This window comes from [Clostridium] innocuum (assembly GCA_012317185.1).
GTDB classification, from domain to species: Bacteria; Bacillota_I; Bacilli_A; order Erysipelotrichales; family Erysipelotrichaceae; genus Clostridium_AQ; species Clostridium_AQ innocuum.
Genome location: CP048838.1, coordinates 2,422,140 through 2,448,675 on the forward strand (window position 1 = coordinate 2,422,140; position 26,536 = coordinate 2,448,675).

The window sequence follows — 26,536 nt, forward strand, 5'->3', positions numbered from 1 at the left end:
CTAAAAAAAACAGAAGCCTTCATCCGCTTCCATTTTTTGTCATCATATTTGTGATGCAGCACCATGTTATACCCCGGTTAACCGAATATTGTCAGATCCTGTCTATTTCCCCGCAATGTTGCGCTCATAAAATTTCTCATAGACATTGGTGAAGAAATTTCCCTTTCCTGTTTTGTGATAGCGCATAATCAGCAGCGTAAGCAGAATCCCTGCCACCGTGGCACACAGGACATCGGTAATCGTATCATGCACGCCCTGTGAATAATGATTGATGCAGTCATTGTTGAAGAAAATCAGCATGGCATATTCATAGAATTCCCAGATTTCACCGACAGCGATATTCACAGCATTGATAAAGACGAGAAATACATGATAATCCTTCTTATCCGGAAATTCATTCGTCTTTTTCAGATAGAAATACAGAATCACCGCCAGCGTTGTGATGAACCAGCCGCTGGAAAAATGCAGGACCTTATCAAAGCCGAGGTAGGAATACCAGTGATAGCTGCTTCCAATCAGGGAGGCAAAATACGTAAAAATCGTAGACACGATGTAGATTTCATACACCGGCTTGAAATGCAGCAGCTTGAAGGCAACCGGTACAATCAGGGGCGTCAGCACAGCGACGAAGGTCATACCGAGTGCATTCATATCCCTGACCGTATAATTGTGATAAAACGCATACAGCAGTGTAACAATATAAACAGCCGCACAGATATACAGAATTCTCTTCAGCAGAATCTCACGGCGCTTCAGCTTATCCTGCATGCTTTACATCCTCCAGCATCTTCAGCTTCAGATCCAGCAGCTGCTTGCTGAGATCGACATAGTAGGTCTGCGGATATTCAAAGCGCAGAATCTCATCCCACATACAGGAAAATTCCTGTTCACTGTACGCACGGATTTCCTGCAGATCCGGAACCTCATACACCAGCTCCCCGTTTAGAAAGATCGGCTCCAGTAAATCACGCAAAACATAGCTGCCGCCTGGAATCGTCTTGTTTTTCCAGCTGTTCATCTGGTGATAGATGGTCAGATCACGATTCGGATCAAGGCTCTCTTTGTGTATGGTCATAAGATCCCCAACAGCCTTGCCGCTTTCCATATCATAAATACGGTAGAGGTCCTTATAGCCGGGATTTGTTACCTTTTCAACATTTTCACTAACCTTGATTTTCGGTATCATGGTATCCCCGTCAAAAATAGAGCTCATTTTATACACACCGCCGAATACCGGCGCGGATTTACTGCAAACCAGATTTTCGCCAACCCCCATGCTGTTGATCTGCGCCCCCTGTGATATCAGGGACTGGATGAGATATTCATCCAGGGAGTTCGAAATTACGATATTACAGTCCTCCATTCCTGCCACATCCAGTGCCGTGCGGATTTTCTTGGATAAATACGCCATATCCCCGCTGTCGATGCGCACACCCTGCAGACGATAGCCGTTTGGCTCCAGATATTCCTTCGCCACACGAATCGCATTCACCAGACCGCTTTTTAAGGTATTATAGGTATCCAGCAGCACCGTACAGCTGTCGGGATACGTTTTTGCATATGCCAGAAATGCATCATATTCACAATCAAAGGACTGTACAAAGGAATGTGCCATGGTTCCCAGAACCGGCATACCGAATTTTTGTCCGGCATAGGTGGTTGCCGTACCTGCCACACCGCCGATAAAGGCAGCTCTGGCACCATAATTCGCTGCATCAAAGTTATGCGCGCGACGGGCACCAAACTCCATAATGGCTCTGCCCTGCGCTGCTTTGACGATACGCTTTGCCTTTGTTGCAATCAGGGTCTGATGATTGACACACAGCAGCATTGCCGTTTCCAGCAGCTGTGCTTCGATAATCTTCGCCTTTACGCGAATCAGCGGTTCATACGGGAACACCGGTGTTCCTTCCTTCACCGCAAAGATATCACCGGTAAAAATGAAATGCCGCAGATATTCCAGAAATTCATCATTAAAGCGGTTCAGCGAACGCAGGTATGCAATATCACTATCCTCAAAATGCAGATTCTGGATATATCCGATAATTTCCTCCAGCCCCGCAAACACCGCATAGCCGCCGCTGTCCGGATTTCTGCGATAGAACAGGTCAAAGGTAACGATGCGATCCTTATGATCGGAATTGAAGTAGCACTGACTCATAGTCAGCTCATAAAAATCCATGACCAGACTAAGGTTCCGCTCATCACGAAAATCAAATTTATAATCCAGACTTTTCATAATCAATCCTCTCTTTCCAGTGAGGAAACGATACAGATACCGTTTGCCTCCATGTTGCGGATACTGAATTCATTGCAGGATACAGCATCATGAATCCCCTCGATATGATAGGTATCCACACAGCTCAGCGGTATGATGATCCGCTGGTCTGTCTTATTATGCTCATTCAGCCATGCATTCAGACATAACGCAAACTGCAGAATGCAGATATCGGTACAGCAGCCGGTGATGACGATATCACGATAGCTGTCCATACGCTCCGTTAAAAAGCTTTGAAAATCCGGACACGTAAAGGTATTCGTGGAATTTTTGCGCATCAGCTCCTGTACATGCGGCTTCAATTCCTGAATGACCTCGCTCTCCGTAGTTCCGATGACACAATGGGTCGGATAGGAATTAAATTCACGCGTCTTTGGCGGATGGGAATCTGCAATAAAAATAACCCGCTGCTGTGCATCCTTGATCAGTGCTTCTATATGCACAGTGACTGCATTGATCGCTTCATCATGCAATGCTCCTTCATGTACAAAGCCCTCAATCATATCTACAACAAATATGATGGGATCCTTCAGCTCTTTCATTGAAAGAGGTTCATATGCTTCTAAAAACTGTTCATTTACTCTAGCCATGGGGAATCTCCTTTAAAATTTTACCTATACGATATTTATTATAGTCTTTTTTTCTTCATTTTGAAACAGAATGCGCATAAATTCCATTCCTTTTCAACCATCTATCCCAATTTTTTACCGTTTATCCCATAATCTTGTAAATCCTATAAAATAGTGTTATCGTTTTTTCAGAAGCTATTCTTTGAAAGGGAGATGCACATTGAAGCATATAAAAACAAAGCGTTCAAAAACAAAACCACAGACCGTAGCGGACAGAATAAGAAGCAATGCGGAAGAACAGGCACAAATTGATCTTAGCCGTATTGCCATATCATATAATTCGCCACAACCAGAAAAAATGCATGCAAATGCCTTTCTACAAAATCATCATATTTATATAAAAGATCAAAATCCGGCAACACTTGCTCATGAGTTTGGTCATATCATACAGCGCTCCCACAACACCATCCCCGTTTCTCAAAGACAGCTGGGAAAATCTGTCAATCAGAACCATGCTTTAGAAAAAGAGGCAGATATGTATGCAGAAGGATTGCTTACAAATACAATAACGTTTCCACAAAAGAAAGGTAATACCCTGCGTGCGATTTCACAAAACGTAATTCAATTTCAGGGGGCTGAAGAACAGGCGATTACCAAAACAGAGGGAATCCCTCGAGCCAATGTCGTTTGTGATGTGGATTTATATAAAATAAATCAGAAAACATTTGAAAAGCTGCGATCTGCCCGCAGAGAATGGGCTTTACAGCTTTATACGGAGCTCATCGCAAAGGAGCCATACCAAAGTGCAAATGCTCAGGATAAAGAAACATATAAAGAGGATATAAATACCATGGTGAGCACCTATGTCACAGAACAAACAGGAGTTATGAAATGTGAAGAGGCTGCTGATATGATCTACACAAATTTAAGGCGTCAGATTAATTTTAAAAAGACGATGTTTTATTATTCTGTCATTCCCTATATAGAAAGCCATCAAAGACCCAGCCTGGAGCACGCAATCATCATAACCTCCAGTAAAGATATCAAACCGTTTTTATCTAAAGCAGATTCATGTGGATATTCTATCCTGACTGATCCGAATGAGATTTTGAAAAATGCCTTGGTTCTGGACGGATGGAGGCATTCCATGTGTTCCTTGACTGCCTTTCTTCAAGGTGCTAATCCATGGACATGTGTACATTCATCGCAAAGTTCATCAACATCAAAGTTATTCTTTAAGGTGCTTACTACCAGAATGGCGGAACCGATGTTTCCTACGTTTTTATTTGAAAGCCAGAAACAATTTCTCGATACACAAATACAATCATTTAACGAAAACAACGACCCCCTCAGAGATAAAAAGATTGCGGATAACAGGAGTGCATATGAACCATACGATTATCATTTGCAGAAGGATGGTATTGTTACCTGGGTAGAGAAGAAACCACGACGAAAACGCAAGAAAGCGTTTTCAATCGTATGAAAAAGGATAAGAAAAATAAAAGGAATCTCAGATAATCTGGCTGCATTTACTACTGGAAGCTCACTGATCTTTTCCTCAATATATTTCCCTTTCCATCCGCTGCGGCTTTCCTACAGCCGTGGTTTCGTCAGTATATGCATAAGTTCATTTCATAAGCAGAGCATCATCCATTATGTGAGTATTTAGCCGCATCAATGGCAAGGACAATCATCAAAGCGAGCAGAGCATGACCTTCCTGCTGAATATTCAGCACGTAGGTATCCGTAAAATGAAAGAGCTCCTTACTGGCATGCATGATCAGACCCTCACGTTCACTGATAACATCATATTCCCATTCCATTAAATCACCATAGATTGCCCAGTCATTGCAGGAGAGATGAGATTTCGGTTTGAAAAAGGAAAGCTCCTTTTCAATCATGCCAAAGCATTCGTCGTTCATATACATACGAAAGCGTGGCAGAAAGGTAAACACCTCTTCCTTGATTTCGCCGATTTCCTCCTTATACGCATTATAAATGACAAGTCTGTGTCCCCAGGACATCTTCCCCTCCACTGTATATACGCTGTTTCCTGCTTCATCATATATATCATAGCTATCAAACCAGGAAAACATACGCTGTTTAAACAATAGTTTCATAGGCCAGTACCTCTTTCCTTTTGTTTCTATTATACAGGAAGCGAAGAAAAATGGAAATCCTCACATATCAGGTTCTTACTCACCTACAAAGAATATATAAAGAGCTTTCAAAATGAAGGATATCTTGCAGTCATGTTTGAAAGCTCCTACATTCGCTGCCTACACACGAAGAAACATTACATATTCACATAGTACAGGTTTTCCATACAGCTGCTATAGAAACAGAGAAAAAAACTGAAAGATAAACAAAGAGGCAAGATAAGGCACGAGCAGCATGACGGCCAGAGAAAGCAGAAGCAGTTTTTTCCCGTATTCATGATATACTGCCTGCAGCGTCATGATACAGGGAATGCTGAGCAGGACATACACCATAAAACTGAACGCGCGGATACCGGCATCAGGAGTTGTCCACAAGCGGCGGATATGCGATACCTGTGCGTCATTTTGCGGCTTTACCGATACATCGGTATGCAGAAAAAAGGTTGCACTTTCCTTCAAGGCACTTCCCCCTCGATGCAGGATTTCGCGTATATCCTTTGCTGCATTGATTGTCGCGCCAGCATTGGACGGCGGTGTCTGCAGGACCGTATCAAAGAAGCCGACAATCGTTTCCTTGGCGATGATGCCCCCGGGCAGTGCCGCCACGCACTCCCAGCGATCACCAAATCCCAGCGGAGCAAATATCGGCTGCACAAGCCTTGCGCCCTGCGCTAGATAGCTGGTTTCTACATTTCCGCTTGGAAAATAGGTAAGCCCCCACAAAATCACCATCGCCCATAAAACGATACCGCATGCCTTTCGCACATAGCTTTTTACTTCCTCCTTCACCTTGTGAAGCACGACGCGCAGAGAAGGAAGCCGATAGGGTGGCAGCTCCAGCACCATCATCGCATCATCGTGAAAAATCGGAAAGCGGGATGCAAGCAGCGCTAAAACCAGGGCAAGCAGGATTCCGATTCCATAGATACTCAGCATCATCAGTGCCGCCTTATCAGGGAAAAAGGCGGAAGCAAACAGTACATATACCGGCAGCCTGGCACCACAGGACATAAACGGCACAAGCAAGGCAGTCAGCCGCTTCTGCTGTTCATTATCGAGTGTCCGGGTCGCATAAATGGCAGGGACATTGCAGCCGAACCCCAGCATGAGGGAGACAAAGCTTTTTCCGCTGAGGTGAAAGGTATTCATCAGACGATCCAGCAGAAAGGCAATTCGCGCCATATAGCCGCTTTCCTCCAATAGCGATAAAACGAAATACAGAAGCGCCATCAGCGGCACAAAGACAAGCACACCGCCGACCCCTGCCAATATTCCCTGCAGCAGAAACTGCCGCACGACGCTCGGCGCCCATTGCAGAGCAAAGGAAACATAGCGTGCCAGTACATCCTGCAGCAGATAGTCGATATAGGCATTAAGCGGCGCAGACGCCTGAAATACAAAGAGCAGAAGGAAGGAAAAGACCACCAGAAACAGCGGAAGCCCCAGCCATTTATGCAATACGAAAGCATCGATACGTTCACTTTTCGCATATCGCTTTTTCGGATCCTGTACCACATTGTGCATCAGGGATTCCACAGCACGGCAATACCCTGCGCGCACGTTCTCTTCGTTCATATCCCGACACAGCTTCTGCAGCACTACCGGATCCATATGCCAGGCCTCCAGTTGCTTCATGACAAGCACGTCCTCCCGCATACAGCCCATGGCAAGATGATGCAGCAGGCGTGCATCAGCCTCTGCATGCGATGGTACATGCTGCTCGATATACGTATACAACGATGTATAGATTTCATCTTCTTCCTCATTCAGCAACGGATGGTAAAACACCGTCCTTTGTTCCACCTGCCTTTGAATTGCCTGACGCACCTCACGATAATGTCTGCGGTCAAAGGCGGAATACGCCAGTATCTCCATTCCAAGGCGCCTTGAAAGGGCTGCTGTATCGATATGAATACCATAGTCTTTAACCTCATCCATGAAATTGAAAATCAACAGCATGGGAATCTGCAGCTCACGCAGAAACAGCGTCAGCATGAGATTTCGCTGAAGATTGGTCGCATCCAGCACATTGACGATCAAATCGACCTGCTGACTTTGAAGATATGCTGCCGTTATGCTTTCCTCATTGCCATTATTCGTCAAGGAATAGGTACCCGGAAGGTCTATAATATGATAGCTGTCTCCTCCCCAGCATACATTGGCTTCTTTTTTTTCAACGGTAACCCCCGGCCAGTTTCCAACCTTGAAATCCGCATTGCTGAGCGCATTGATCCACGCACTCTTTCCCACGTTCGGATTTCCGACAAAGGCCACATGATAGTTCATTCCAGCACCTCCCCTTCGATACAAGCCGCATCCTTATTACGCAGAATCAGCTGATTACCTGCCGCAAAATACAGACACGGATCCTGCATTGGCGCACTGCGCAGCTTGCGTATCTGCATACCCGGATATATCCCAAGATAAAACAGGCGGTTCTTCTCTTTTTTACACATATGGACGTTCGTAACGACCATGGTTTTTCCCACTGCTGCATCACATAGCTTCATAGTTCATCACCTGTTTCTCAGTATAGTATGCATACTGAAAAAACACCGTCATAAAAAGACGATGAAACGCGGTTCTATTTTTCATCTCTTATGAATATATTTTCATTCAAATGAAAAAATTCATTTTTTTATTTTCATTTTGAAGGTTTGCGTATATAATATAAACAGGCTAAAGGAGGAAATTACTATGGCTAAGCTAGATTATGTTAAAGAAGCAGTCGTCAAACGCAATCCGAATGACGCAGAATTCATTCAGGCTGTTGATGAAGTCCTGCTGTCACTGGAAAAAGTCGCAGGTAAACATCCGGAATATATCGAAAAAGGCGTATTCGAAAGAATCGTCGAACCGGAGCGCCAGATCATCTTCCGTGTACCCTGGGTTGATGACAGCGGTAAGCTGCAGGTAAACAGAGGATTCCGTGTGGAATTCAATTCTGCAATCGGACCTTACAAGGGCGGACTTCGTTTCCACCCGAGTGTAAATATCTCTATTATCAAGTTTCTGGGCTTTGAACAGATATTCAAAAACTCTTTGACCGGTCTTCCAATGGGCGGAGGAAAAGGTGGAAGCGACTTTGATCCGAAGGGAAAAAGCGATGCGGAAATCATGCGCTTCTGCCAGAGCTTCATGACAGAGCTGTGCAAGTATATCGGACCGGATACTGATGTTCCTGCAGGTGATATCGGTGTCGGTGGACGTGAAATCGGTTATATGTTCGGACAATACAAGCGCATTCGTAATGAGTTCACCGGTGTTCTGACCGGAAAGGGCTTAAACTGGGGTGGTTCTCTTGCCAGAACACAGGCAACCGGCTATGGTCTGTGCTATTTCACAGAGGCCATGCTGCAGGCGAACGGCACATCCTTCCAGGGCAAGAAAGTCGTTGTCAGCGGAAGCGGAAACGTAGCCATCTATGCTGCGGAAAAAGCAACACAGCTGGGGGCAACGGTAATTGCCATGAGCGATTCCAGCGGTTATATCGTTGATGAAAACGGTGTGAATCTGGATGTGATGAAGGAAATCAAGGAAGTAAAACGCGGACGTATCAGGGAATATGCAGATGCGGTTGCCGGTGCGACTTTCCATGCGTCAGAAAGCATCTGGAATACCCCATGTGACATCGCATTGCCTTGTGCGACACAAAATGAGCTGCATAAGAAGGATGCGGAGACGCTGATCAAAAACGGCTGTATCGCTGTATGCGAGGGTGCCAACATGCCGACAACACCGGATGCCATTGAGGTATTACAGGCAAATAATGTTCTGTATGCTCCGGGTAAGGCAAGCAATGCAGGCGGTGTCGCAACCTCAGGACTGGAGATGTCACAGAACTCCGCTCGTCTGTCCTGGACCTTTGAAGAGGTGGATGCCAAGCTGAAGGACATCATGGAAAACATCTTCCGTACAGTGTCTGATACTGCTATGGAATACGGTCTTGGTAAAAACTATATGGCCGGAGCAAATATTGCAGGCTTCATCAAGGTTGCTGATTCCATGATTGATCAGGGTATCGTATAAGTAAAAAAAGATAGGCGGCTGTCATGAGACAGCTGCTTTTCTTATAGCCATTCCTTTTACTCTTTATTCTTTTCTTACAAACCTTTTACGATTCCATGACATTCAATACTCTCTATGTCATCTGTGCTATACTGTTAACAGCTAAGTAAGCATCCATGCGGAACTTACAGAAAGGATAGATATGAAAAAGAAACGCATTTTGTGGATCATCATCGCTATCTTCCTGGTATATACATGCTGCACGTATAGCGGTGCCATGAAGCTTCGAGCATTCCTAATCACAAAGGATTTATCCGTATACATGAACAGCATCCACGTGTCTGCTTTTGGAAAACTGTATTATGTCTTTCAAAAAGCAATGCTTGCCCATGATACAGGGAATGCGATTGGTGTTTTCGAATGTCACCGGTATACTCTTTTTGTGCATGTGGAATATGTCGGATTTCCATAAAATTATTTTTTAATAACCTCTAAATATCTGAAACTCCTTCTTTCCTTGTCATTGTATCGAGCACTGTGCTATGCTTTATTCAAAAGGAGATCAATATGGCAAATACAACAGAGAAAGATAGGGCCTGGGCAGAGGCAAAGAAACGCTGCCGTTTACATACCCGGGATATTCAATTGGCAAAGCAGTTGGGGATATCACCAAAATCACTTCTGAAAAATATCCCTTCCCCAAAAGAACAATGGAAGCTGCCGGTAAAGCAATGGCTTCATGAGCTGGCAAGAAAAAAAGGTCTGATGAAAGATGATAAACTCCCCTTTTAAAGAAGAAAACACAGAAAATTAAACGCTGTGTTTTTCATTCAATAAAAAACACACTGTATCGTGTGTTTATTCGTCAATCTCCATATGACGCTTAATAATTGTGGAAATCATATCCGCTGCCAGCTGCGGATCATCATTGCATACGATGTACTTGTAATTATTAACCATTTTGATTTCCTTACTTGCCTTGGCTAAACGCTGCTGTACAATTTCCTCCGGCTCACTTCTTCTGCCCCGTATCCGTTTTTCCAATTCCTCCATGCTTGGCGGAATAATGAAGATGGTCAGCGCCTCCGGACATTTTTCACGTACCTGTGTAGCGCCCTGTACCTCGATTTCCAGCAATACATTCTTGCCTTCCTTGCGCAGCTTCTCTACCTGTGACATCGGAGTACCATAATAGTTCCCTACAAATTCTGCCCATTCCAAAAGCTCGCCGTCATGGATTGCCTGTTCAAATTCTTCCTTTGTTGTAAATATGTAATCAACGCCATCTTGTTCACCCTGTCTTGGTGATCTGGTTGTCATGGAAATGGAATACGCCAGCTTTAAGGATTCATCATTCATAAAGCAATTACGCACAGTTCCTTTGCCTACACCGCTTGGTCCGCTGATAATAATCAATAAACCTTTTTTCATGAGCACACCCCTTACTATTCTTACATTTATTTTACTAGTGCAGGCAGGGTATGTCAAACGTGTTTCTGTTTTTTTTAGGCTTTTTGAATAAATTAACTACTTTTTAGCTATAATCGTAAAAAAGATTGCACATTTCTTGATCTTTTCACTTAACAGTCATAAAAAGCATTAGTGAATTCCCTTATCTGGACAAATGTTTTGCTTTTTATGAACCTATTTAGCATATAGAGGTTCCTGCTGTTTCGTATCATACGCAGGAATGGATGCGACAAAAACAAGGCAGTCCTTACCGCCGACAAGCGGTGTTCAGCTGCTGAAAGCTATTTAATAACTGTAAGGAATGAATGAAAGCATAAGAAAAAACGCTTCTAGCAAGCGGTTGAGCTACCGAAAGGCCGGGGCTTTTGCGGATAAATTAGATGTGAATGCAATGTATTATTTATATAGTTTCTCATAGACCGACCTCTCCTTTTTTTGTATTTACAGTGTAGCATATATTCTGTCGAAAAAACAGATTATAAAGAAAATCCTATCTGGAGAAAGAAAAAACACAGATTCTATTTTGGAAATAGTCACACATATCACGCAAGAATTCACTTCGAATCAAAAAAACAGTTCGCAGACAAAGCTTAAAACATAAGAACAGTATAAGAAATAGAAAACCTCACAAGATAGAAAAGCTATTTCGATTTTATGATTGTATTCAAGCTTCGCTATTCCATAAAGCAGCTGCACATGTGTCTCTTCCTATAGTATAATGCTCAATTCTCTATTTATCAGCCGCAAACATATGAAAGTTAGCGCTCAGCATGCCCTTTTGGTATGATATAATGGAGCAGCGAGGTGATTTTATGGCATTAGATGGATTACTGCTTCATCAGGTACAGAAAGAGCTGCAGAGCTTTCTGCCTGCCAAGCTTACAAAGCTGCAACAGATCAGCGATACCGAGATGCTGTTTACAATACGGACACCAAAGGGAACACGACGATTGATGATTTCCTTACACAGCGTATACAACCGTATCAATCTGACTCAGGAATCATATACCACGATGGAGACACCGGGGAATTTTCTCATGCTGCTGCGAAAGCAGATTGACGGAGGAATCCTTCGTTCTCTGAATCAGGTCGGTCTGGATCGCATTTTGCATATGGTGATCGAGGCAAGGGACGAGCTTGGTGATATCCATGACCGGCATCTTTATATCGAACTCATGGGGAAATATGCAAATATGATTCTGGTGGATGAGGAGGGGCATATTCTGGATGCCTTAAAACGCATTCCGCCGTTTGAAAACAACCGCCGCACCATTCATCCGGGAGCGCTTTATCAGCTGCCTGCACCGCATACCGGAAAGCAGGATCCCTATCATTATGAAAAAATAGATCCAAGTGAATCCTTTACCAAACAGTTTCACGGGTTTTCTCCGCTGCTTTCCAGAGAAGTGCAGTATCGTATGGCGCAGGGTGAAAACTTCGATGAAATTCTGGAACAGATTCGTACATCCGATACACTGTATCTGAGTGACGTGCAGGACAAAACCCAGTTTCACTGCATACCTTTGACACATCTGGAGGTGGAAGCACGGCAGTATCCGCTGATGAAGGGTATGGATCTGCTCTTTTTCCAGAAGGAGGAAAAGGTTCGCATCAAGCAGCAGAGTGGTGATCTGTTTCGTGCCGTGCGCAAGGAGCTGCATAAGAATACTTCAAAATACCCAAAACTGCAGCAGACGCTGGAGGAGGCAATGGATTGCGATAAATACAGGGAATACGGTGATTTACTGTTTACCTACATGGGAAGTATCAAGCGCAGGGAAACCGTCACACTCCCCTCTTTTGAAACTGGTAAGGATATCCCTATTCCGTTGGACATGCGCTTTGATATCAAGGGAAATGCCAACCGCTATTATCAGAAATACCACAAGAGCAAGCGGGCACAGGCTATCCTTCAGGAACAGCTTGCCCTATGCGAAAAGGAAATCCGCTACTTTGAATCCATGGAGGTCCAGCTGGAACAGGCGACCGTACAGGATGCTATGGAAATTCGGGAGGAGCTGGCACGACAGGGCTATGTCAAGGCTGTTAAAACCCGCATACGAAAGAAAAAGAAGCAGGAGCTTCCACATTATGAAACCTTTGCATTCGATGACATATATATCTATGTTGGTAAAAACAATCTGCAAAATGATTACGTTACCTGGCGTCTGGGAAAAAAAAGCGATATGTGGCTGCATACCAAGGATGTGCATGGAGCCCATGTGGTAATCACCTGTGAGCAGCCGGATGAGGAGCTTCTGCGCAATGCCGCCATGCTTGCCGCCTGGTACAGCAACGCCCGCTATTCCTCCAGTGTTCCTGTGAATTACTGCACGATTCGCCAGTTGAAAAAGATTCCCGGAAACAAGGGCAGCTTTGTTTCCCTGTCAAATTACAAAACCATTTATATCGATCCGGAACCGGCACAGATTCAAAAACTGATCGACGAACATCTGATTACACAGAAAAAGCACTAAAAGGATGAAGGCAGAAACAACAGCTTTACAGAAGTTCGCATAGATGCCTGTATCCTAAAAGCTTTCCCCATCCCTGTATCCGTATATGCTGATATGGGGTTCTTTCTTCTTACCTGAGGAATGGTCCAGTATCTGCATAAAAGAAGACTGGAATAATGTTAGCTTCTTTCCCGATTGCGGGTAAGCTTAAAACGGGAGGCTTCAACACGATTGGTTTTATCAATAGAAGTTGAATTCTCCCTGTTGCTAAAGTAAGAAAAAACTTAAGTATACATCCTGGCTTTCTGTCATGGAAATCAAACCTATTGCGGATACTCTTTTCTGTGGATACAATTTCATTATCTCAATTATTTTTTTCAATTCTATATTAAGCAGGTTTATTTTCTTCCTGCTTTTCTTATACGAAAAACAGATGAAATCTTTGATACACAGTTGAACTGCAAAACGAATTCATCCTTTTCCATGTACGGCGCAGCTGTTTTTTTCACGATTTCCATATCCTGAGAGAAAGAATCAGCAGTACCTGTTCTCCTAATGATCACATGCTGTTATCGGCTCTGAAAATACAGGCGCAGCCTGTGAATTCCTGCAAACAGTACCCCCTCAGCAAGCACAATACACAATGCGATGCCCAGCAGATCCCAGGGCAATATATACTCCGTATTCGCGCCTGTTAACCCGATATCGGATAATGTAGAAAACATCATTGCACTCAAGACCCCGATGTTAATCAGATAAAGGCCCGCCAGCACCAGCAGCACGACCTGTACCACATCCGGCAGAAATTCCTGCAAAATCAAAAATAAGGTCTGGATGACAGCTCCCATAGCCAGAAACATCAGACAGCCCATCAACACACCATCAAAAAGGAAATAGCCGCGAAGCAGCTCTGCCGCAGCAATACACACTGCCGTCATCAGCATACTGAACATAAATGCTGCTATCATGATTTTCATACGGGAGAGAACCGGCAGCTCCCGTTTGCTGAAAAGATACATGAGCATACAGGTATACAAAACAAAGACCAATGCCGTATTGACAGAATCAGGAAAAAACAGGCTATAGGCGATACAGGCATCAGTAAAATCGATGCGGTAAGCTTTTGTGATTTCTGCATACTGCTTCATCTCCTCTTACATTACTATAAAAGCATATAGATACTATACCACATTGCAATGGTTCTCACAAGCCATCATACATATAGCTTTCCAACATGTAAGAAAGACATCCTCAATTCAGTCATATACCCAAACAGGAATCGTTTTTTGCATTGTGTTTGACCCTTTCATTAATTCTTATATGCTTCAGGGTGCGGGCATCATTGTTGAAAAAAAGAAGTAAATTTCCTCTTGTAAGGGGCTATTACTTCTTTTTTACAGATTCATCTGTTCTCCATTATGACGAAGCACTATGTTCGTCTGTATCCATATCAAATAGATAATGCTTACGGATTTTCTCCAGTACCTTCCATACACAGCTCATATTCGGACGAAAGGTCACAAGATCCCCCCTTGTGAACGCATAGGACTGGCCGTCACTGCCACTCACAACTGCTGTTCCTTCGATTATCAGACATGTTTCACAACGTTCATCATATTCCGCATCCCATTGAGCAGGCTCATGTTCCCAAATCGGACAGGATTCCAAGAGCCTGCGTTCCTTATCATTTGGCTTTCTTATGTATACATCTTTCATCATAATCTCCTTTATAAATTCGGGTAATGCTTAGCCTTTACATCAATCCAGGATACCTTTTGATTATCCGGTACCGGCTGGAAATAAGCCTCCAATCCATCCTGGAACATTTCATCCAGCATTTTTGCATCGTTATCATCAAACGAAATCGGTCCGACAATATTTTTTCGTCCAACACCACCGCCAATTCCACCTACCTGCAGGGTAGCATAGCGAAAGCCTGCCTTATAAGCCTTGTAGGCCATCGGCATATTTTTAAACAGGACGAAAATCGGTTCCAGATCACCTAACCGATCCTGCTGCCATCTCTTTCCGGCTTCCTCTGTCGATATCGTTTCCAGTTCAACACCTACCGGACATGCCATTTTATAAATGCTGGACAAAAAGGAATTGCTCGCACCTTCATCATCAACAATATACACCTTTTTACTATTCGTCCTGTACAGCCACTGCGTACATACCTGCCCATGTATCAAACGACTGTCTATTCTGACTAAACCTATACGTGCCATTTTTCATCACCGCTCCTTAGTTTTCAATTTTGATCCAGTTTTTACCGACAGAACCTGTTACCTTCATATAATCCATCACGCGCTCCTTATAGCCTGCCCACATAATATCGCCTGCCATTCTTGCGCCAATATTCTCTCCGTTCTGATAACGCCCGTCATGGAACAGACAATCCAGTCCATAATTATAAGCATCAGTCCCCATGTTCACCTTCTGTGTACCAATTCGGCAGCATTCCGCAATATTTTCAAACCCTGAGAATGAGCCGCCATGGAATACCAGAGGTACATCCACCAGGTTCTTTATTTCCTTTAATCGCTCAAAATCAATATCCGGTCCCTTTCCGGTATACTCTCCGTGTGCTTCACCAATGGATACCGCTAGACAGTCACAGCCTGATTTCTCAACAAACTCTTTTGCTTTCACAGGATCTGTCAGATATTCATCGCGCTTTTCTTCGTAGTCACAACCATCCGCAATCTGTCCAAATTCCGCTTCCACTGTGATGCCAAGAGGTGCACAGATATTCTTAAACTCCGCGACCTGCCGTGCATTTTCTTCAAAGCTCAATGCACTGCGGTCAACCATGATACCTGTAAACCCGCCATATATCGCTTTTACACAGGCATCGAAGCTGTCTCCGTGATCCAGATTCAGCGCAATTGGAATACGCACTTCATTCGCCATCGAACAAATCAGTTTACCAAAGGATACGATATCCTTATGATTGTCCGGTAAGACATCAATAATAAGAGGTGAATCTAATTCAACTGCAGCTTCTATACAAGCCCTGACAGAATCTTCATTGAAAACATTCGGTGCCAGAACACCATATCCCCCTTCCTTCGCTTTCTCTAAGATTTCCAACATTGATACCAACATAATTTCATTCCTGCCTTTCTTTGCTATGCTCTTCCAGACGCCGGATCAGCTTAAACATGTCCTGCATGACATTCACTGCGGCATCTTCAAACAGCAATTCGTGTTTCTTATGTTCATAATATTTGTAAAAGATGTTCTCTGCACCGGCATATTTCAATTTCCGTATGACGGCATCCAGCTCACGGGTGTAATTGGAAAACACATCCTCATACCCGCTCATAAATAAAATCGGAAGATATACGGGAAGCTGTGAAATCCAGTCCTCCGCCGTATGCAGAGAACACAGTGAAATTCTGTTTAACATATACTGCATGGAGTAAGCAATCTGACAGCAGGCATCCCGTTTCAGCTTTTTCTGTTCACGAGGCTTTGATACTCTCTTTTCCACAAAGGTATCCAGATTATCGATACCATACCGGGAGAGAATATAGGCTTCGGTTTGTTCAGCCGGCTCTGTATTCGTTTTTTTGTGACATTCCTTTGCATATAGTTTCATTGCTTTTCTATACAGAGAGGGAAAACCGTAGTCACCGCATAAGATCAATGCATTGCAATTGCTTGTCATGATCGCATACTGCTTTGCCATCATACTGCCAAAACCAAAGCCGATCAGTGCATGGATACAGGGCTTTTTCCATTCCCTCTTTACCATGGCATCCTTAACAACCAGATAAAACATTGTTTCCGCATCCTCGATAAAGTGTTTATACGTATGCTTCGTGCTGATCTGACCGGGACCATTCACATACACAGACCTTCCATGACCAATCAGATCATGTCCAAAGGCGGCATAACCATGTTCGGCGAAAAACTGAAGCAGGTGCACATAGCGCTCAATATGATCATATAGGTCGTGTAAAATTTGTATATAACCTTTCACCGTGCCGTCCGGAAGCCATGCACAACCATACAGCTCATCCTCGCCATCTCCGCTTAAAAAACGGTATTCCTGCAGCTTCATAAGCCTATCTCCTTAATTTTGCATATTTTTTCTGCATATTGCTTTTTGGTTTTCTAACATGTTTCGAATACAGATTGCGCAGAGCAATGAAGACTAGATATGCTACAATCAGCCAGATCATCCAGGATGATGCAAAATCAAACAAATCAAATGCTTCTCGTTTTTCCTGCAATCCGAAAGAGCTGTCTACAGATTGTGTACCACCCTTGCTGATAAACCAGTAAATTGCGAGTGTGAGCCCTGTTAGCTTAACGAACAGCAGTTTTTTATTCTTCATCACGGAGCCCCTGTTGCATTCCTTCCACATACAATGCAGCAACTACACTTCCCGGATCGACCATACCAATGGAATTTTCCTGCCGGAATGCCAGCCTTCCATGCCTTGCCTGCATCATTTTAGCTTTCTCCACACCTTCTCTTGCGGCAGTGACAGCACATTGTAGGGCTCTTGCTTTCCCTTCTTCTACATGCGCAGCATAGGCACGCTGTGCCGGACAAAGCGCATCAAGAAATGTTTTCTCCCCCTCTTTTGCACCGCCGAGTGCCATGACACCTTCTACCATTGCCTGAAACAATACCGCAAGCTCAGCATCCTTCAGCTCTTCTTTTCCTTTCAGCTGTTTTCCGATCTTCATAAAGCCGCTGGAAATGAGTGTCCCCATGGAAGATGAGGCGATGCTGTTAAATTTTTTTCCTGCCATATATATCATTTTACCAATATCATGTTCATCACTATCCATGACAAATTCATCCGCTATGCGAAATCCATCGCGCATAACAACACCGAGATCTCCATCTCCACCAGCAGAATCCAGCGCAGTCAATTGCTCTACATGCTCCTGAAATATCAAATTCCATGCGTGGAATACACGCTTTATATCCTCAGTTTTCATTTTGACTCTCCAAACTGTGTAAACATCGGGGTATCTGCCGCAGCATCCATCAATCGCTTCAGTTCCTCATCAACCTTCAGTAAAGAGATAGACAAGCCGGTCATTTCCAGTGATGTCGCATATTCTCCAACATACGTTCTATGAACTCGTATTCCCGCATCTTTTAGCAAACGGTGTACCAGCCCAGTGATCAGATACTGTTCTTCTAATGGAGTAGCTCCCAGACCGTTGATCAATACACACACCTCATCATCACGCCGCAGCTGCAAATCCTGCATGACAGGCGGTACAATTTCCTTTACGATATCATCCGCCGAGCAAATCTTTCCTCTGCGAATCCCTGCTTCTCCATGAATTCCCATACCGATTTCCATTTCATCATCCGCTATCGTAAAGCTGGGATGGCCGATTCGCGGGACGGTGCAGGGGCTCAAGGCAACACCCATGGTTGCCACGAGTAGCTTTGTTTTTTCTGCAATCCGGTACACCTCATCCAGTGGCAGCATTTCCGCAGCAGCTGCACCTGCACATTTATACACAAAGAAAATGCCTGCGACACCTCGACGGATATTTTTTTCCTGTTCCTTTGCACGTGGGCCGCTTGCCACATCCTCACCGGCAATCGACAGACGTACTTCGATATCCTCCTCCATCTCTGCCATTTCCGCAGCCATCTGAAAATTAAAGATATCCCCGTTATAATTTCCAAAGATATAGAGAACTCCCGCTCCGGAATCAATGGCTTTTGTGACGTCAAGCATCTGTTCTGAGCTTGGTGATTGAAAGACATCCCCTACACTGCAGCCATCCAGCATTCCTTTACCGACATATCCCAGAAACAGCGGAAGATGACCGCTTCCTCCACCTGTTGCGATTCCTACCTTTCCTGCAATTTTATGCTTGGTTATCAGGCAATGCGCATCCTCATTCACACACGTATAATACGACGGATGTGCCGCATACAGCCCGTACAGCATTTCATCAATAAAGCGCTCCGGCTGATTAATAAATTTTTTCATAGTCAATTCTGCTTCCTCCTTTTTGAATTACACACCCAGAATACCCAGACCTCCAAGTGCGATGGCAATTACCAGCAGTACCAGTGTAACCTTTAATACAGTGCCTCCCTTTTTCAGATAAGTGTAAACACCAAAAACTGCAAGAAGCGAGAGTATACCCGGAGCAATCGGATTAAACAGCAGCTCCTGAATACTGATCATATCCTTTGCCCCATATGGAATTTCATAGATAACAGCTACGTTGACATTTTGTGCAGCCATCGTCCCCATCACAAACAATCCGACAATGGAGAAAAAGGTTACGATTTTCTGTACTGCATTGTTTTGCAGTATATTCATTGCTGAATCGGTTCCCAGCTTATAGCCCATGTTGAACATGAATTTACCTTCCGATACGAGAATGACATAGAGTAGAATATCATCTACAATGGGTGCCCACAGCATCCCCTGCTGCGCAAAGCCCATAAAGAAGGTGGAGATAAGTGGCTTCAATGTCGCATAATTCAGGGTATCACCAACACCGGCAAAAGGCCCCATCATGCCGTTTTTAACACTGTTGATCAGATCTTCGGAAATCAGCTGATCTTCAGGCACCTGATCCCGCTTTTGTATCGCTCTTTGCTCTTCCAGTGATGTAATAATACCGGGAATGATACCACCAATCATATTTTCTGTGATAAAGAACTGCATATGTCGTTTCAATCCTTTGATTTGTTCTTCCTTGTCATCCGGATACAGCTCTTCCAATGCCGGTGCCATGGTTAAACACATCCCCATTGCCTGTAAACGCTCAACATTATCCACATGGCAGACATGCAGGCGCCAGTTGAACCAAACCTTTTTCAAGGTTTTCCTGCTAAGAATATGTGTTGCCTTGGATTCCGCATTTTTGAGATTGAGTAAATCCGCAAACAGGCTTCCATTGTCTGTTTCCTTTTTTGTAAAAATCGTATAGAGCCAGGCAATAAAAATACCAAGCAGACAGCCCGGTACCGCTCCCAGACCGGAATATTGAGCAAAGAAGAAGCCTGCGATAAAGAACGGTATCAGCTGTCCCTTTCCGATGACCAGAATGACCATGGCAAATCCGAGTGCAGGCAGCAGTCCGCCTGCCAGAGAGAACATGTTGTTTGCCCAATCCGGAAGGCCGTTCATCAGAACACCCAGACTGTTTACGCCGTATTTCAATACGATGGTCATCGGCACCAGGAAAATCACCGCACGAATGAGTGGTCCGTAAAGCAGTGAGGTACGGGTAAGCTCTTTTACATTTCCGGTTTCCACTGCTTTATCCGCATGATGTACCGTCCAAACCATAGCCAAACGCTTTACTGTGTGCAGCTGCGCCATGATCAGTGCAGCTGCCGAAGAAATCACCAGACCCTGATCCAGCGATATGCCTGCCGTTATGACCATGGCCGTCGTCACAATACCGGCCGCTTCTTTGTCCACCGGCATAGCGCCTCCAACGGCAGTGAGTGCCAGATACAGCGGCTGAATAGTTCCACCAACAATACAGCCCTTTACCGGATCCCCCAAAATAACACCGGTAAGCAGTGAGATAAGCATTAAATCACAGAAGCAGTAGGTGAACGGTACAAAGATTTCACCTGCTGCCAGCCAATACAGCATCGCAAGTAAGATTGCTTGTAATAATGTCATTTTTTCCTCTCCTTTTTTCTAATGTATGCATACGTCTTCCATCCCTTATGCAGGCAAAATCACATTCTGAATACCTCCTTTCCCTATTTCTACCATGTGCTCTGCCGCTTCTTCCAAAGACATATCATCGAATTGAAATAATACTTCTAAGACCATTCCCAGATTCAAGCCGGCTACCAGACGGTAGCGGCAATGCTGAAATGCCATAAGCAGACTGTTGCAGGGACTTGCTCCGAATAAATCCGCCAACAGCAAATATTCACCATCTCGATCCTCATCGATCAGCTCCTCTGCCTTTTTGATAAATGCCTGCGGATCCATATTCTCCTTCATTCCGATGGCATGAATACAGGACGTCTGTTCTGTTCCGGCTATCATCCGAACAGTTTCTAAAAAGGCCTCTGCCAGATTCCCATGCGCTCCAATAACGATATGTTTCATTTTGACTCCTCCTTTTTGTTTCAAAAGTTTTTAATTAAATCTGTTTTTATGAAATCGTTTCCATTTACAATTACATTGTATATTTTACAGTATATTAGTCAATAGATTTCTTTTTAATTCTGAAATCAAATCTTTTTACTATTGATTCAAAATTTATATCACTTCCGAATTGTTTTGTTTCAAAAATTTGCAAGCACATAAAAAAAAGACATATCATCAGACATGCCCGTATTTCTTTATTCAGTATCAAAACGGTTAACTTCTATGATCTTACCAACCTTTAACTTATGATTAAGATCACGATCAATCTTATCTGTAACCAGAGCATCGAAATCCTGAAACACGCCATATTGATAACGTGATGTTCGTTCAAACTTAACTGCCAGTGTAATCAAGATTTTGCATTTACTTCTTCGCAATATGATTTCATTTAAAAACATCGCGTCTTCTGTCTGTGTTCCGGGACCATCAAATCCAAGACAGCCATCCGTTCCAAAAATCGCAGCATCATAAGAAAACCGACTCGCCATATCGGATACAAACTGCCCCTCTGTACGATTTCCGCTTCGTGAATACTTCCCACCGAGAAAGACTACCTCATTTCTGCTTTCCTTTAATTCATTCATCATTTCAAAACAGTTCGTGATAATCAGTAAATTCTTGCGAAAGCTAAAGAGCTTCCCAAGCGGAAGTGCTGTAGAGCTGGGGTCAACAAAAACAACATCGTCATCGTGAATAAAGTTGATCACTTCCATACAGATTGCCTTTTTTATCTCAATTTTTTCCTGTGTTCGAACATCAATGGGTACATCGGTAAATGAATTACGTAAAACAGCACCGCCGTGCGTACGAAATAAAATGCCTTTTCTCTGTAAGAACTCCAAATCTTTACGAATGGTTTCCATTGTCACTCCAAAGCAGTCGGATAGTTCCTTAACACTTGCCTTCCCATGCGATAGTAAATAGTTTGATATTTCATCAAGCCTTTTTTCCAATCTCTTTTCCATACCCCAACTACGACAGACAACTGTATGCCCGTCATTCTCCTTTCGCAATCAAAATATTATATATTCCCTATCAAGAAATTCCCAATTTCTTATGTCTATATTCATTATACAATGTTTTTTTCATGTCGTGAAGACAGCAATCCTTGCAGAATAAAAAATAGGACACCTTCATGTCCTATAACAATACGATATTATGCTTTTCACATTCCTCCCGCATGGCATCGCTCCACTGGGAAACCTGTACTTCTCCGATATGTGCTTTGTTTAATAAAATCAAACAAATTCTGGACTGACCAATACCTCCGCCAATGGTTAACGGCAGCTCATCCTGCAACAGCATTTTGTGAAACGGCAGATTCTTACGCTCCTCACAGTCTGCTTTTTTCAACTGCTCTGCCAATGCTTTAGCATCCACGCGGATCCCCATACTGCTTATTTCCAGTACGGTATCCAGCACCGGATAATACAGAAGGATATCACCGTTTAATGCCCAGTCATCATAATCCGGGGCACGTCCGTCATGCTTTTCCCCGCTGTTCAGGGTATCTCCGATTTTCATCAGGAAGACAGTTCTATGCTGCTTTACAATCTCATACTCGCGCTCTTTTGGTGTCAGATCAGGAAAGCGGTCCTCCAGCTCCTGTGCAGTGATGAAATACACATCCTCCTGAATAAACGGCATGAGATTTTCATAAACGATATCCAGCTCCTTCTCCGTTTCCTTCAATGCCTTCATAATATTACGTACAGTCATTTTCAGAAACTCCATCGTCCGATTCTCCCGACTGATTATCTTTTCCCAGTCCCACTGATCGACATAGCAGGAATGCAGATTATCCAGCACCTCATCCCGTCGGATTGCATTCATATCGGTATAAATTCCTTTACCTACATTCAGATTGTACCGCTTCAAAGCCATACGCTTCCATTTCGCAAGAGAATGAACAATCTGATAGTCCTCACCCTCAATTTCCATGATATCAAACGCTACCGGACGCTCAGTACCGTTCAAATCATCATTCAACCCGCTGCTTTTGGAAACATACAGGGGTGCGGATATACGCATCAGATTCAAATGATGCGCCAGACGACGTTCAAACAGGTCCTTGACATATTTGATGGCGATTTCCGTGGATATGATATCCAGCTTGTTTTCATAATATTTTGGTATGATCAGATCTTCAACTGCCATAGCTTCACTCCTCTTTCATATACCTTCTTATTATACATGATTTTATTTCCAAAATATATCTTTTTTTGAAATATTTTTCAATATTCTTAACTAATTTACAATTCCTTTCATTTCGATATATACAGAAGGAAGCACACGATTCAATCAGCTTTTCGCATATCGGAGAGATACAAGAAAAGAGGATGTCACACGCTTGGAAATTCAAACGTTCTTTATCCTCTTGCCTACACTATTTCATCCGTTTACATTTTCTCATACACAGCCTGTAAAAGAATACAACACACATGTCCTACTTATACTTTTTAAACATGTACAGCTTTCCGAATTCCTCTCTTTGAAATCCATTTGCCTCCAGCACATGCATGGAAGCGGTGTTGCGTTTTTCAACCAGTGCATAAATGGAGAGCACCTGCAGCGTATCAAAGGCCTCCTCGCACAAAGCACGAACCGCCTGCTGCATGATTCCCTTATGCCAGTAATGTACACCCAGCCAATAGGACAGCTCCGCACTGCTGCTGGTCTTTTTTTCACATTCCAGAAAGCCGCAAACACTGCCGTCCAGCTCCACCGCACGAAATAAATACCGCTGCGGATCTGCATGCTGATAAAAATGAATCGTTGATACGGCATTAAGAAAGGTATCCGGATACAGGAATTTCCAGACTCTTTTTTTTAAATAATACGGATGCATGGACAAGCTGTGCAGCTCCATCGCATCCTCTACATCCCAGGGACGTACCATAACTGTCATATTCATCACCATGATATAGTATGCACCTTTCTGCATGGTGTAAACTCTATTACCTGTTGTTATATGACATTGAGCTTCATTTTGATACAGTATGTAGATATCTCCAACCACAAAACCGATACCGATTCCGGTATATGCCTTCAGTGTTTCCGTATATCAGCCGCAGGATAGATATGCTTAAAGCCTTATAATCATTTCCGTAAGGACCTGTTTTCAGCCGGACAATGCCTCACGTGTTACAAAAATCTCCTTACTAGTCATCATCCTGTGGATCAAAGCCTCCTGTACCTGCAAATTCGATTGATTAGATTTTTTCTTCTTGTTCACATAAATTGAAATTCACTGCAGCGCTATCGTCAGGTAATGGCATGTCCAATACAAAATCCAGCCATTCCTGAAAGCTTTCCATGCCGTCATCACCTCTTTAACATTCGTATAGTATCCTATCTGTCTTCATTATGACTAGACATGGAAAAAGAGTAATGTTTTCATATCGTGCTAAAACGGCATCTTATCCTTATTCTTCCATCGGCTGAAATCCAGAGAAAGCTCATAAATTTTACGGATAATGATATAGGTACATGTTACCATTACGGAACATAAAAATGCAAGGCAGATCTGAATTCTATACATATCAAAACTCTCTCCTGTCAGACCAAGCATAAGCAGTAATAAATCGGCAAATATACCTGCAAGGATTGCAAATGCCAGAAAGGATGCAATTGCCGTTAACAGCACTTTTTTTAAGGATAACATTTCTCACACTCCTCTCTATAAACGTAACTGACTACATTGTAATTCACTTATTTTTGTATTATAATCTTTCTTCGCCATTCATAATACCCCGGTGACAGACTGTACAGTAATATGCAGCTATAGCAGCGGGATACAAGGTTTGCTCTGCCAGCAGCACCTCCTGATCATTTGCAGGCTGCATCCTCACAAGGTGCTTGTTTTCAGAGAAAATACTATTGGAAGCGGCCTGTACAAACCCTGCTTTCATTTCCTTACCGCAATATGGACGAAGCATTTTCATTCCTCCTATTTCGGCAGATGTGAAACTATAGAAGCTTGGCAGTCCTTCTGCCCAGTGGTGTATACGTTCGCTTTTTATTCCTCTATATCCAATGGAACAACTGGCTTCCAAAGTTTGAATATGACCCAGCTCCCATCCATAGCCAGCTCTATCTCCTGATCCCCTATCTGATAGCTGATACCGGTAGCGAAGTTGGATTGATTATCCTTTTTCGGTATTTCTGTCCGCCCTACCATGCTGTCGATTTCTCCATCCATCATACCGCAGCGCAGACTTTCATTATCGGTTTTTTTCGTATTGTAATACAGCTGTCCGTTTACCATAAGCAGCTGCTCACTGCTTTCCGCTTTCACTGTTTTCCCCTGGACGGTCTCAGCCTCTGTATCCTTGCAGCCGCCAAGGATACAGATACTAAACAGAAGAACCATATATCCCCATGTTTTCAACTTTCTCACTCCTTACTTCCATACTACTGTATCTTTAGTCACAGCGAAGAAAGAGCAGTCGCTGAATATCTTCCATATGAGCTTCCTCACATACACGATAGTGTATCCAGCCGCCGTTGCCACAGGGATATCTGTTATCAACATATTCCTTTGCATAAGGCTGCAGCTGCTCATATACCGATGCAAATTGTGTATCCGATAACCGCAGCATGACGGTAAAAGCACCCGCTTCCGGAAACACATTGCACATCAGCTTGTTACGCTTACGATGCGCAATTCCCCAGCCGTAATGGTTACCATAGGGAAAGGTAATCTCCTGCTGCGTTGCAAATGTTTCCATGAGCCATGTATTCAAACCGGCAAACAGCTCCCCACATTCCTTGCAGTGCATACACATTTCGTTATACTGAGGCTGTTCCTGCTTATTCAACATTCTTTCATACATAAACCGATCCTCCTGCCATTCGATTGTTTTTTTCATTATAGCACACTTTCAACCATATGTAATTCTCTGTTCACCGTATTTTCCTTAAAATATGAAAGGAGCATCCTTCATTGCGAAAGAATACTCCTTGACTTCATTGATTAAGCTTTTACCTTAACACAGGTACCATCCGGTCCCGGTGTTGTGTTCAGATATTCAGCGATGGCTGCTTTCTGATCCGGTTTACAAGGCTTGCAGGTACCGACAACAGTGACTTCACCCTCTACCAGTGCCTCGGCAAGTCCGCTGCAGCCCGCATACCCGCAGCTGCCGCAGTTGTAGTTTGGCAGCATGCTGCTGACCTTTTCAATACGCTCATCGACTTCAACGCTTAAGAATCTGTCCGCAATTCCCAGCCCAAGACCAAGAATTGCCCCCAGAACAAGCATCATAACGATTGCAGTTACCATGTGACGACCCCTTTCTATTCCTCATGTGCAGGGTTGTTGCAGCAGGAATGATCATGACAGCCCTTGCACTGTGCTTTCAAATCCTCACATCCCTTGGGAAGCGGTGTTTTGTGATTGAAGTAAAACACCAGCGCATAAACTGCACCGAGTGCCCCCAGATACAGGACGGGAAGTAATGCCTTCATA

31 protein-coding genes and 1 pseudogene are annotated in these 26,536 nt (G+C 43.6%); 5 read left to right on the plus strand and 27 right to left on the minus strand.

Going from position 1 to position 26,536, the window contains the following annotated elements; genetic code table 11:
- Nucleotides 1–102: 102 nt before the first annotated feature.
- The 3 genes from G4D54_11725 to G4D54_11735 are packed head-to-tail and all read right to left on the minus strand — an operon-like array spanning nucleotide 103 to nucleotide 2,868.
- Complete coding sequence (locus tag G4D54_11725) at nucleotides 103–768, minus strand: hypothetical protein (protein ID QJA03068.1); 666 nt, start codon at nucleotides 766–768, stop codon at nucleotides 103–105.
- A complete protein-coding gene (locus tag G4D54_11730; protein ID QJA03069.1) occupies nucleotides 758–2,239 on the minus strand; it encodes a nicotinate phosphoribosyltransferase in 1,482 nt (493 codons plus the stop codon). The genes G4D54_11725 and G4D54_11730 overlap by 11 nt, the downstream gene beginning before the upstream one ends.
- A gap of 2 nt (nucleotides 2,240–2,241) precedes the next feature.
- A complete protein-coding gene (locus G4D54_11735) occupies nucleotides 2,242–2,868 on the minus strand; it encodes a cysteine hydrolase (GenBank protein ID QJA03070.1) in 627 nt (208 codons plus the stop codon).
- Nucleotides 2,869–3,067: 199 nt separating this feature from the next.
- Between G4D54_11735 and G4D54_11740 the strand changes: the two genes are divergently transcribed.
- The gene (locus G4D54_11740; GenBank protein QJA03071.1) at nucleotides 3,068–4,330 is read left to right on the plus strand and encodes a hypothetical protein; all 1,263 of its coding nucleotides are present in this window, start codon (nucleotides 3,068–3,070) and stop codon (nucleotides 4,328–4,330) included.
- A 163-nt stretch (nucleotides 4,331–4,493) separates the two neighbouring features.
- Here G4D54_11740 and G4D54_11745 read toward each other — a convergent pair whose 3' ends face one another.
- The 3 genes from G4D54_11745 to G4D54_11755 all read right to left on the minus strand — a co-directional run bounded on the left by G4D54_11745 (nucleotide 4,494) and on the right by G4D54_11755 (nucleotide 7,516).
- Entirely contained in the window at nucleotides 4,494–4,967 is a 474-nt protein-coding gene (locus tag G4D54_11745; GenBank protein QJA03072.1) for a hypothetical protein, read from the minus strand.
- A gap of 213 nt (nucleotides 4,968–5,180) precedes the next feature.
- Entirely contained in the window at nucleotides 5,181–7,292 is a 2,112-nt protein-coding gene (feoB, locus tag G4D54_11750; GenBank protein QJA03073.1) for a ferrous iron transport protein B, read from the minus strand.
- A complete protein-coding gene (locus tag G4D54_11755; protein QJA03074.1) occupies nucleotides 7,289–7,516 on the minus strand; it encodes a ferrous iron transport protein A in 228 nt (75 codons plus the stop codon). Before G4D54_11755 ends, feoB begins: the two co-directional genes overlap by 4 nt.
- A gap of 187 nt (nucleotides 7,517–7,703) precedes the next feature.
- Here G4D54_11755 and gdhA point away from each other — a divergent pair, with 187 nt between their 5' ends.
- From gdhA to G4D54_11770, 3 genes are all read left to right on the plus strand, one after another.
- Entirely contained in the window at nucleotides 7,704–9,035 is a 1,332-nt protein-coding gene (gene gdhA / locus G4D54_11760; GenBank protein ID QJA03075.1) for an NADP-specific glutamate dehydrogenase, read from the plus strand.
- Nucleotides 9,036–9,216: 181 nt separating this feature from the next.
- Complete coding sequence (locus tag G4D54_11765; GenBank protein ID QJA03076.1) at nucleotides 9,217–9,486, plus strand: hypothetical protein; 270 nt, start codon at nucleotides 9,217–9,219, stop codon at nucleotides 9,484–9,486.
- A 95-nt stretch (nucleotides 9,487–9,581) separates the two neighbouring features.
- Nucleotides 9,582–9,806, plus strand: a complete 225-nt coding sequence (locus tag G4D54_11770) for a hypothetical protein (GenBank protein ID QJA03077.1) — start codon at nucleotides 9,582–9,584, stop codon at nucleotides 9,804–9,806.
- A gap of 66 nt (nucleotides 9,807–9,872) precedes the next feature.
- Here G4D54_11770 and gmk read toward each other — a convergent pair whose 3' ends face one another.
- Nucleotides 9,873–10,445, minus strand: a complete 573-nt coding sequence (gene gmk / locus G4D54_11775) for a guanylate kinase (GenBank protein ID QJA03078.1) — start codon at nucleotides 10,443–10,445, stop codon at nucleotides 9,873–9,875.
- A gap of 851 nt (nucleotides 10,446–11,296) precedes the next feature.
- Here gmk and G4D54_11780 point away from each other — a divergent pair.
- Complete coding sequence (locus G4D54_11780) at nucleotides 11,297–12,961, plus strand: fibronectin/fibrinogen-binding protein (protein QJA03079.1); 1,665 nt, start codon at nucleotides 11,297–11,299, stop codon at nucleotides 12,959–12,961.
- Between the two features lie 548 nt (nucleotides 12,962–13,509).
- Here the strand turns inward: G4D54_11780 and G4D54_11785 are convergent.
- From G4D54_11785 to G4D54_11880, 20 genes and pseudogenes are all read right to left on the minus strand, one after another.
- Nucleotides 13,510–13,761 carry a hypothetical protein gene (locus tag G4D54_11785; protein QJA05194.1) on the minus strand — a complete coding sequence of 84 codons (252 nt, stop codon included), beginning with the start codon at nucleotides 13,759–13,761 and terminating at the stop codon, nucleotides 13,510–13,512.
- A pseudogene (locus G4D54_11790) lies at nucleotides 13,762–14,078 on the minus strand (hypothetical protein).
- A 278-nt stretch (nucleotides 14,079–14,356) separates the two neighbouring features.
- On the minus strand, nucleotides 14,357–14,656 hold the full coding sequence (locus tag G4D54_11795; protein ID QJA03080.1) for a DUF861 domain-containing protein: 300 nt from the start codon (nucleotides 14,654–14,656) through the stop codon (nucleotides 14,357–14,359).
- Between the two features lie 11 nt (nucleotides 14,657–14,667).
- Nucleotides 14,668–15,168, minus strand: coding sequence for a PTS sugar transporter subunit IIB (locus G4D54_11800; protein QJA03081.1), 501 nt, complete (start codon nucleotides 15,166–15,168; stop codon nucleotides 14,668–14,670).
- A gap of 16 nt (nucleotides 15,169–15,184) precedes the next feature.
- Entirely contained in the window at nucleotides 15,185–16,048 is an 864-nt protein-coding gene (locus G4D54_11805; protein QJA03082.1) for a class II fructose-bisphosphate aldolase, read from the minus strand.
- 4 nt (nucleotides 16,049–16,052) lie between these two features.
- Nucleotides 16,053–17,009 carry an alpha/beta hydrolase gene (locus tag G4D54_11810; protein QJA03083.1) on the minus strand — a complete coding sequence of 319 codons (957 nt, stop codon included), beginning with the start codon at nucleotides 17,007–17,009 and terminating at the stop codon, nucleotides 16,053–16,055.
- A gap of 4 nt (nucleotides 17,010–17,013) precedes the next feature.
- Nucleotides 17,014–17,286 (minus strand): hypothetical protein, encoded by a 273-nt coding sequence (locus tag G4D54_11815; GenBank protein QJA03084.1) that lies wholly within the window; start codon nucleotides 17,284–17,286, stop codon nucleotides 17,014–17,016.
- Nucleotides 17,276–17,902, minus strand: coding sequence for a DAK2 domain-containing protein (locus G4D54_11820; protein ID QJA03085.1), 627 nt, complete (start codon nucleotides 17,900–17,902; stop codon nucleotides 17,276–17,278). Before G4D54_11820 ends, G4D54_11815 begins: the two co-directional genes overlap by 11 nt.
- Nucleotides 17,899–18,921 (minus strand): dihydroxyacetone kinase subunit DhaK, encoded by a 1,023-nt coding sequence (gene dhaK, locus G4D54_11825; GenBank protein ID QJA03086.1) that lies wholly within the window; start codon nucleotides 18,919–18,921, stop codon nucleotides 17,899–17,901. Before dhaK ends, G4D54_11820 begins: the two co-directional genes overlap by 4 nt.
- Nucleotides 18,922–18,948: 27 nt before the next feature.
- Entirely contained in the window at nucleotides 18,949–20,583 is a 1,635-nt protein-coding gene (locus G4D54_11830; protein QJA03087.1) for a PTS mannose transporter subunit IIA, read from the minus strand.
- A 45-nt stretch (nucleotides 20,584–20,628) separates the two neighbouring features.
- Nucleotides 20,629–21,024: a PTS sugar transporter subunit IIA gene (locus G4D54_11835; protein QJA03088.1), complete on the minus strand. Its 396-nt coding sequence runs from the start codon at nucleotides 21,022–21,024 to the stop codon at nucleotides 20,629–20,631.
- Between the two features lie 236 nt (nucleotides 21,025–21,260).
- A complete protein-coding gene (locus tag G4D54_11840) occupies nucleotides 21,261–22,031 on the minus strand; it encodes a DeoR/GlpR transcriptional regulator (protein QJA03089.1) in 771 nt (256 codons plus the stop codon).
- Nucleotides 22,032–22,206: 175 nt separating this feature from the next.
- Nucleotides 22,207–23,223: an aspartate--ammonia ligase gene (locus tag G4D54_11845; protein ID QJA03090.1), complete on the minus strand. Its 1,017-nt coding sequence runs from the start codon at nucleotides 23,221–23,223 to the stop codon at nucleotides 22,207–22,209.
- Nucleotides 23,224–23,512: 289 nt separating this feature from the next.
- The gene (locus G4D54_11850) at nucleotides 23,513–24,010 is read right to left on the minus strand and encodes a GNAT family N-acetyltransferase (protein ID QJA03091.1); all 498 of its coding nucleotides are present in this window, start codon (nucleotides 24,008–24,010) and stop codon (nucleotides 23,513–23,515) included.
- A 462-nt stretch (nucleotides 24,011–24,472) separates the two neighbouring features.
- On the minus strand, nucleotides 24,473–24,730 hold the full coding sequence (locus G4D54_11855; protein ID QJA03092.1) for a hypothetical protein: 258 nt from the start codon (nucleotides 24,728–24,730) through the stop codon (nucleotides 24,473–24,475).
- Between the two features lie 58 nt (nucleotides 24,731–24,788).
- Nucleotides 24,789–25,004, minus strand: coding sequence for a hypothetical protein (locus tag G4D54_11860; protein ID QJA03093.1), 216 nt, complete (start codon nucleotides 25,002–25,004; stop codon nucleotides 24,789–24,791).
- 80 nt (nucleotides 25,005–25,084) lie between these two features.
- A complete protein-coding gene (locus G4D54_11865) occupies nucleotides 25,085–25,456 on the minus strand; it encodes a hypothetical protein (GenBank protein ID QJA03094.1) in 372 nt (123 codons plus the stop codon).
- A gap of 34 nt (nucleotides 25,457–25,490) precedes the next feature.
- A complete protein-coding gene (locus tag G4D54_11870; GenBank protein QJA03095.1) occupies nucleotides 25,491–25,901 on the minus strand; it encodes a DUF3788 domain-containing protein in 411 nt (136 codons plus the stop codon).
- A 140-nt stretch (nucleotides 25,902–26,041) separates the two neighbouring features.
- Nucleotides 26,042–26,350, minus strand: a complete 309-nt coding sequence (locus G4D54_11875; protein ID QJA03096.1) for an electron transporter RnfB — start codon at nucleotides 26,348–26,350, stop codon at nucleotides 26,042–26,044.
- Nucleotides 26,351–26,364: 14 nt separating this feature from the next.
- A complete protein-coding gene (locus tag G4D54_11880) occupies nucleotides 26,365–26,535 on the minus strand; it encodes a hypothetical protein (GenBank protein QJA03097.1) in 171 nt (56 codons plus the stop codon).
- Nucleotide 26,536: the final 1 nt, after the last annotated feature.

What these genes read in the sequence shown, in the direction of transcription:
- G4D54_11765 (QJA03076.1), top strand. Translation starts at nt 9,217, where the DNA reads ATGAAAAAGAAACGCATTTTGTGGATCATCATCGCTATCTTCCTGGTA.
- G4D54_11875 (QJA03096.1), bottom strand. Translation starts at nt 26,350, where the DNA reads ATGGTAACTGCAATCGTTATGATGCTTGTTCTGGGGGCAATTCTTGGT.
- G4D54_11730 (QJA03069.1), bottom strand. Translation starts at nt 2,239, where the DNA reads ATGAAAAGTCTGGATTATAAATTTGATTTTCGTGATGAGCGGAACCTT.
- G4D54_11795 (QJA03080.1), bottom strand. Translation starts at nt 14,656, where the DNA reads ATGAAAGATGTATACATAAGAAAGCCAAATGATAAGGAACGCAGGCTC.
- G4D54_11815 (QJA03084.1), bottom strand. Translation starts at nt 17,286, where the DNA reads ATGAAGAATAAAAAACTGCTGTTCGTTAAGCTAACAGGGCTCACACTC.
- dhaK (QJA03086.1), bottom strand. Translation starts at nt 18,921, where the DNA reads ATGAAAAAATTTATTAATCAGCCGGAGCGCTTTATTGATGAAATGCTG.
- G4D54_11810 (QJA03083.1), bottom strand. Translation starts at nt 17,009, where the DNA reads ATGAAGCTGCAGGAATACCGTTTTTTAAGCGGAGATGGCGAGGATGAG.
- G4D54_11880 (QJA03097.1), bottom strand. Translation starts at nt 26,535, where the DNA reads ATGAAGGCATTACTTCCCGTCCTGTATCTGGGGGCACTCGGTGCAGTT.
- G4D54_11735 (QJA03070.1), bottom strand. Translation starts at nt 2,868, where the DNA reads ATGGCTAGAGTAAATGAACAGTTTTTAGAAGCATATGAACCTCTTTCA.
- G4D54_11870 (QJA03095.1), bottom strand. Translation starts at nt 25,901, where the DNA reads ATGTATGAAAGAATGTTGAATAAGCAGGAACAGCCTCAGTATAACGAA.
- G4D54_11840 (QJA03089.1), bottom strand. Translation starts at nt 22,031, where the DNA reads ATGGAAAAGAGATTGGAAAAAAGGCTTGATGAAATATCAAACTATTTA.
- G4D54_11745 (QJA03072.1), bottom strand. Translation starts at nt 4,967, where the DNA reads ATGAAACTATTGTTTAAACAGCGTATGTTTTCCTGGTTTGATAGCTAT.
- G4D54_11850 (QJA03091.1), bottom strand. Translation starts at nt 24,010, where the DNA reads ATGCAGAAAGGTGCATACTATATCATGGTGATGAATATGACAGTTATG.
- G4D54_11755 (QJA03074.1), bottom strand. Translation starts at nt 7,516, where the DNA reads ATGAAGCTATGTGATGCAGCAGTGGGAAAAACCATGGTCGTTACGAAC.
- G4D54_11855 (QJA03092.1), bottom strand. Translation starts at nt 24,730, where the DNA reads ATGTTATCCTTAAAAAAAGTGCTGTTAACGGCAATTGCATCCTTTCTG.
- G4D54_11835 (QJA03088.1), bottom strand. Translation starts at nt 21,024, where the DNA reads ATGAAACATATCGTTATTGGAGCGCATGGGAATCTGGCAGAGGCCTTT.
- G4D54_11845 (QJA03090.1), bottom strand. Translation starts at nt 23,223, where the DNA reads ATGGCAGTTGAAGATCTGATCATACCAAAATATTATGAAAACAAGCTG.
- G4D54_11770 (QJA03077.1), top strand. Translation starts at nt 9,582, where the DNA reads ATGGCAAATACAACAGAGAAAGATAGGGCCTGGGCAGAGGCAAAGAAA.
- feoB (QJA03073.1), bottom strand. Translation starts at nt 7,292, where the DNA reads ATGAACTATCATGTGGCCTTTGTCGGAAATCCGAACGTGGGAAAGAGT.
- G4D54_11860 (QJA03093.1), bottom strand. Translation starts at nt 25,004, where the DNA reads ATGCTTCGTCCATATTGCGGTAAGGAAATGAAAGCAGGGTTTGTACAG.
- G4D54_11780 (QJA03079.1), top strand. Translation starts at nt 11,297, where the DNA reads ATGGCATTAGATGGATTACTGCTTCATCAGGTACAGAAAGAGCTGCAG.
- G4D54_11805 (QJA03082.1), bottom strand. Translation starts at nt 16,048, where the DNA reads ATGTTGGTATCAATGTTGGAAATCTTAGAGAAAGCGAAGGAAGGGGGA.
- G4D54_11725 (QJA03068.1), bottom strand. Translation starts at nt 768, where the DNA reads ATGCAGGATAAGCTGAAGCGCCGTGAGATTCTGCTGAAGAGAATTCTG.
- gmk (QJA03078.1), bottom strand. Translation starts at nt 10,445, where the DNA reads ATGAAAAAAGGTTTATTGATTATTATCAGCGGACCAAGCGGTGTAGGC.
- G4D54_11830 (QJA03087.1), bottom strand. Translation starts at nt 20,583, where the DNA reads ATGACATTATTACAAGCAATCTTACTTGCGATGCTGTATTGGCTGGCA.
- G4D54_11820 (QJA03085.1), bottom strand. Translation starts at nt 17,902, where the DNA reads ATGAAAACTGAGGATATAAAGCGTGTATTCCACGCATGGAATTTGATA.
- gdhA (QJA03075.1), top strand. Translation starts at nt 7,704, where the DNA reads ATGGCTAAGCTAGATTATGTTAAAGAAGCAGTCGTCAAACGCAATCCG.
- G4D54_11800 (QJA03081.1), bottom strand. Translation starts at nt 15,168, where the DNA reads ATGGCACGTATAGGTTTAGTCAGAATAGACAGTCGTTTGATACATGGG.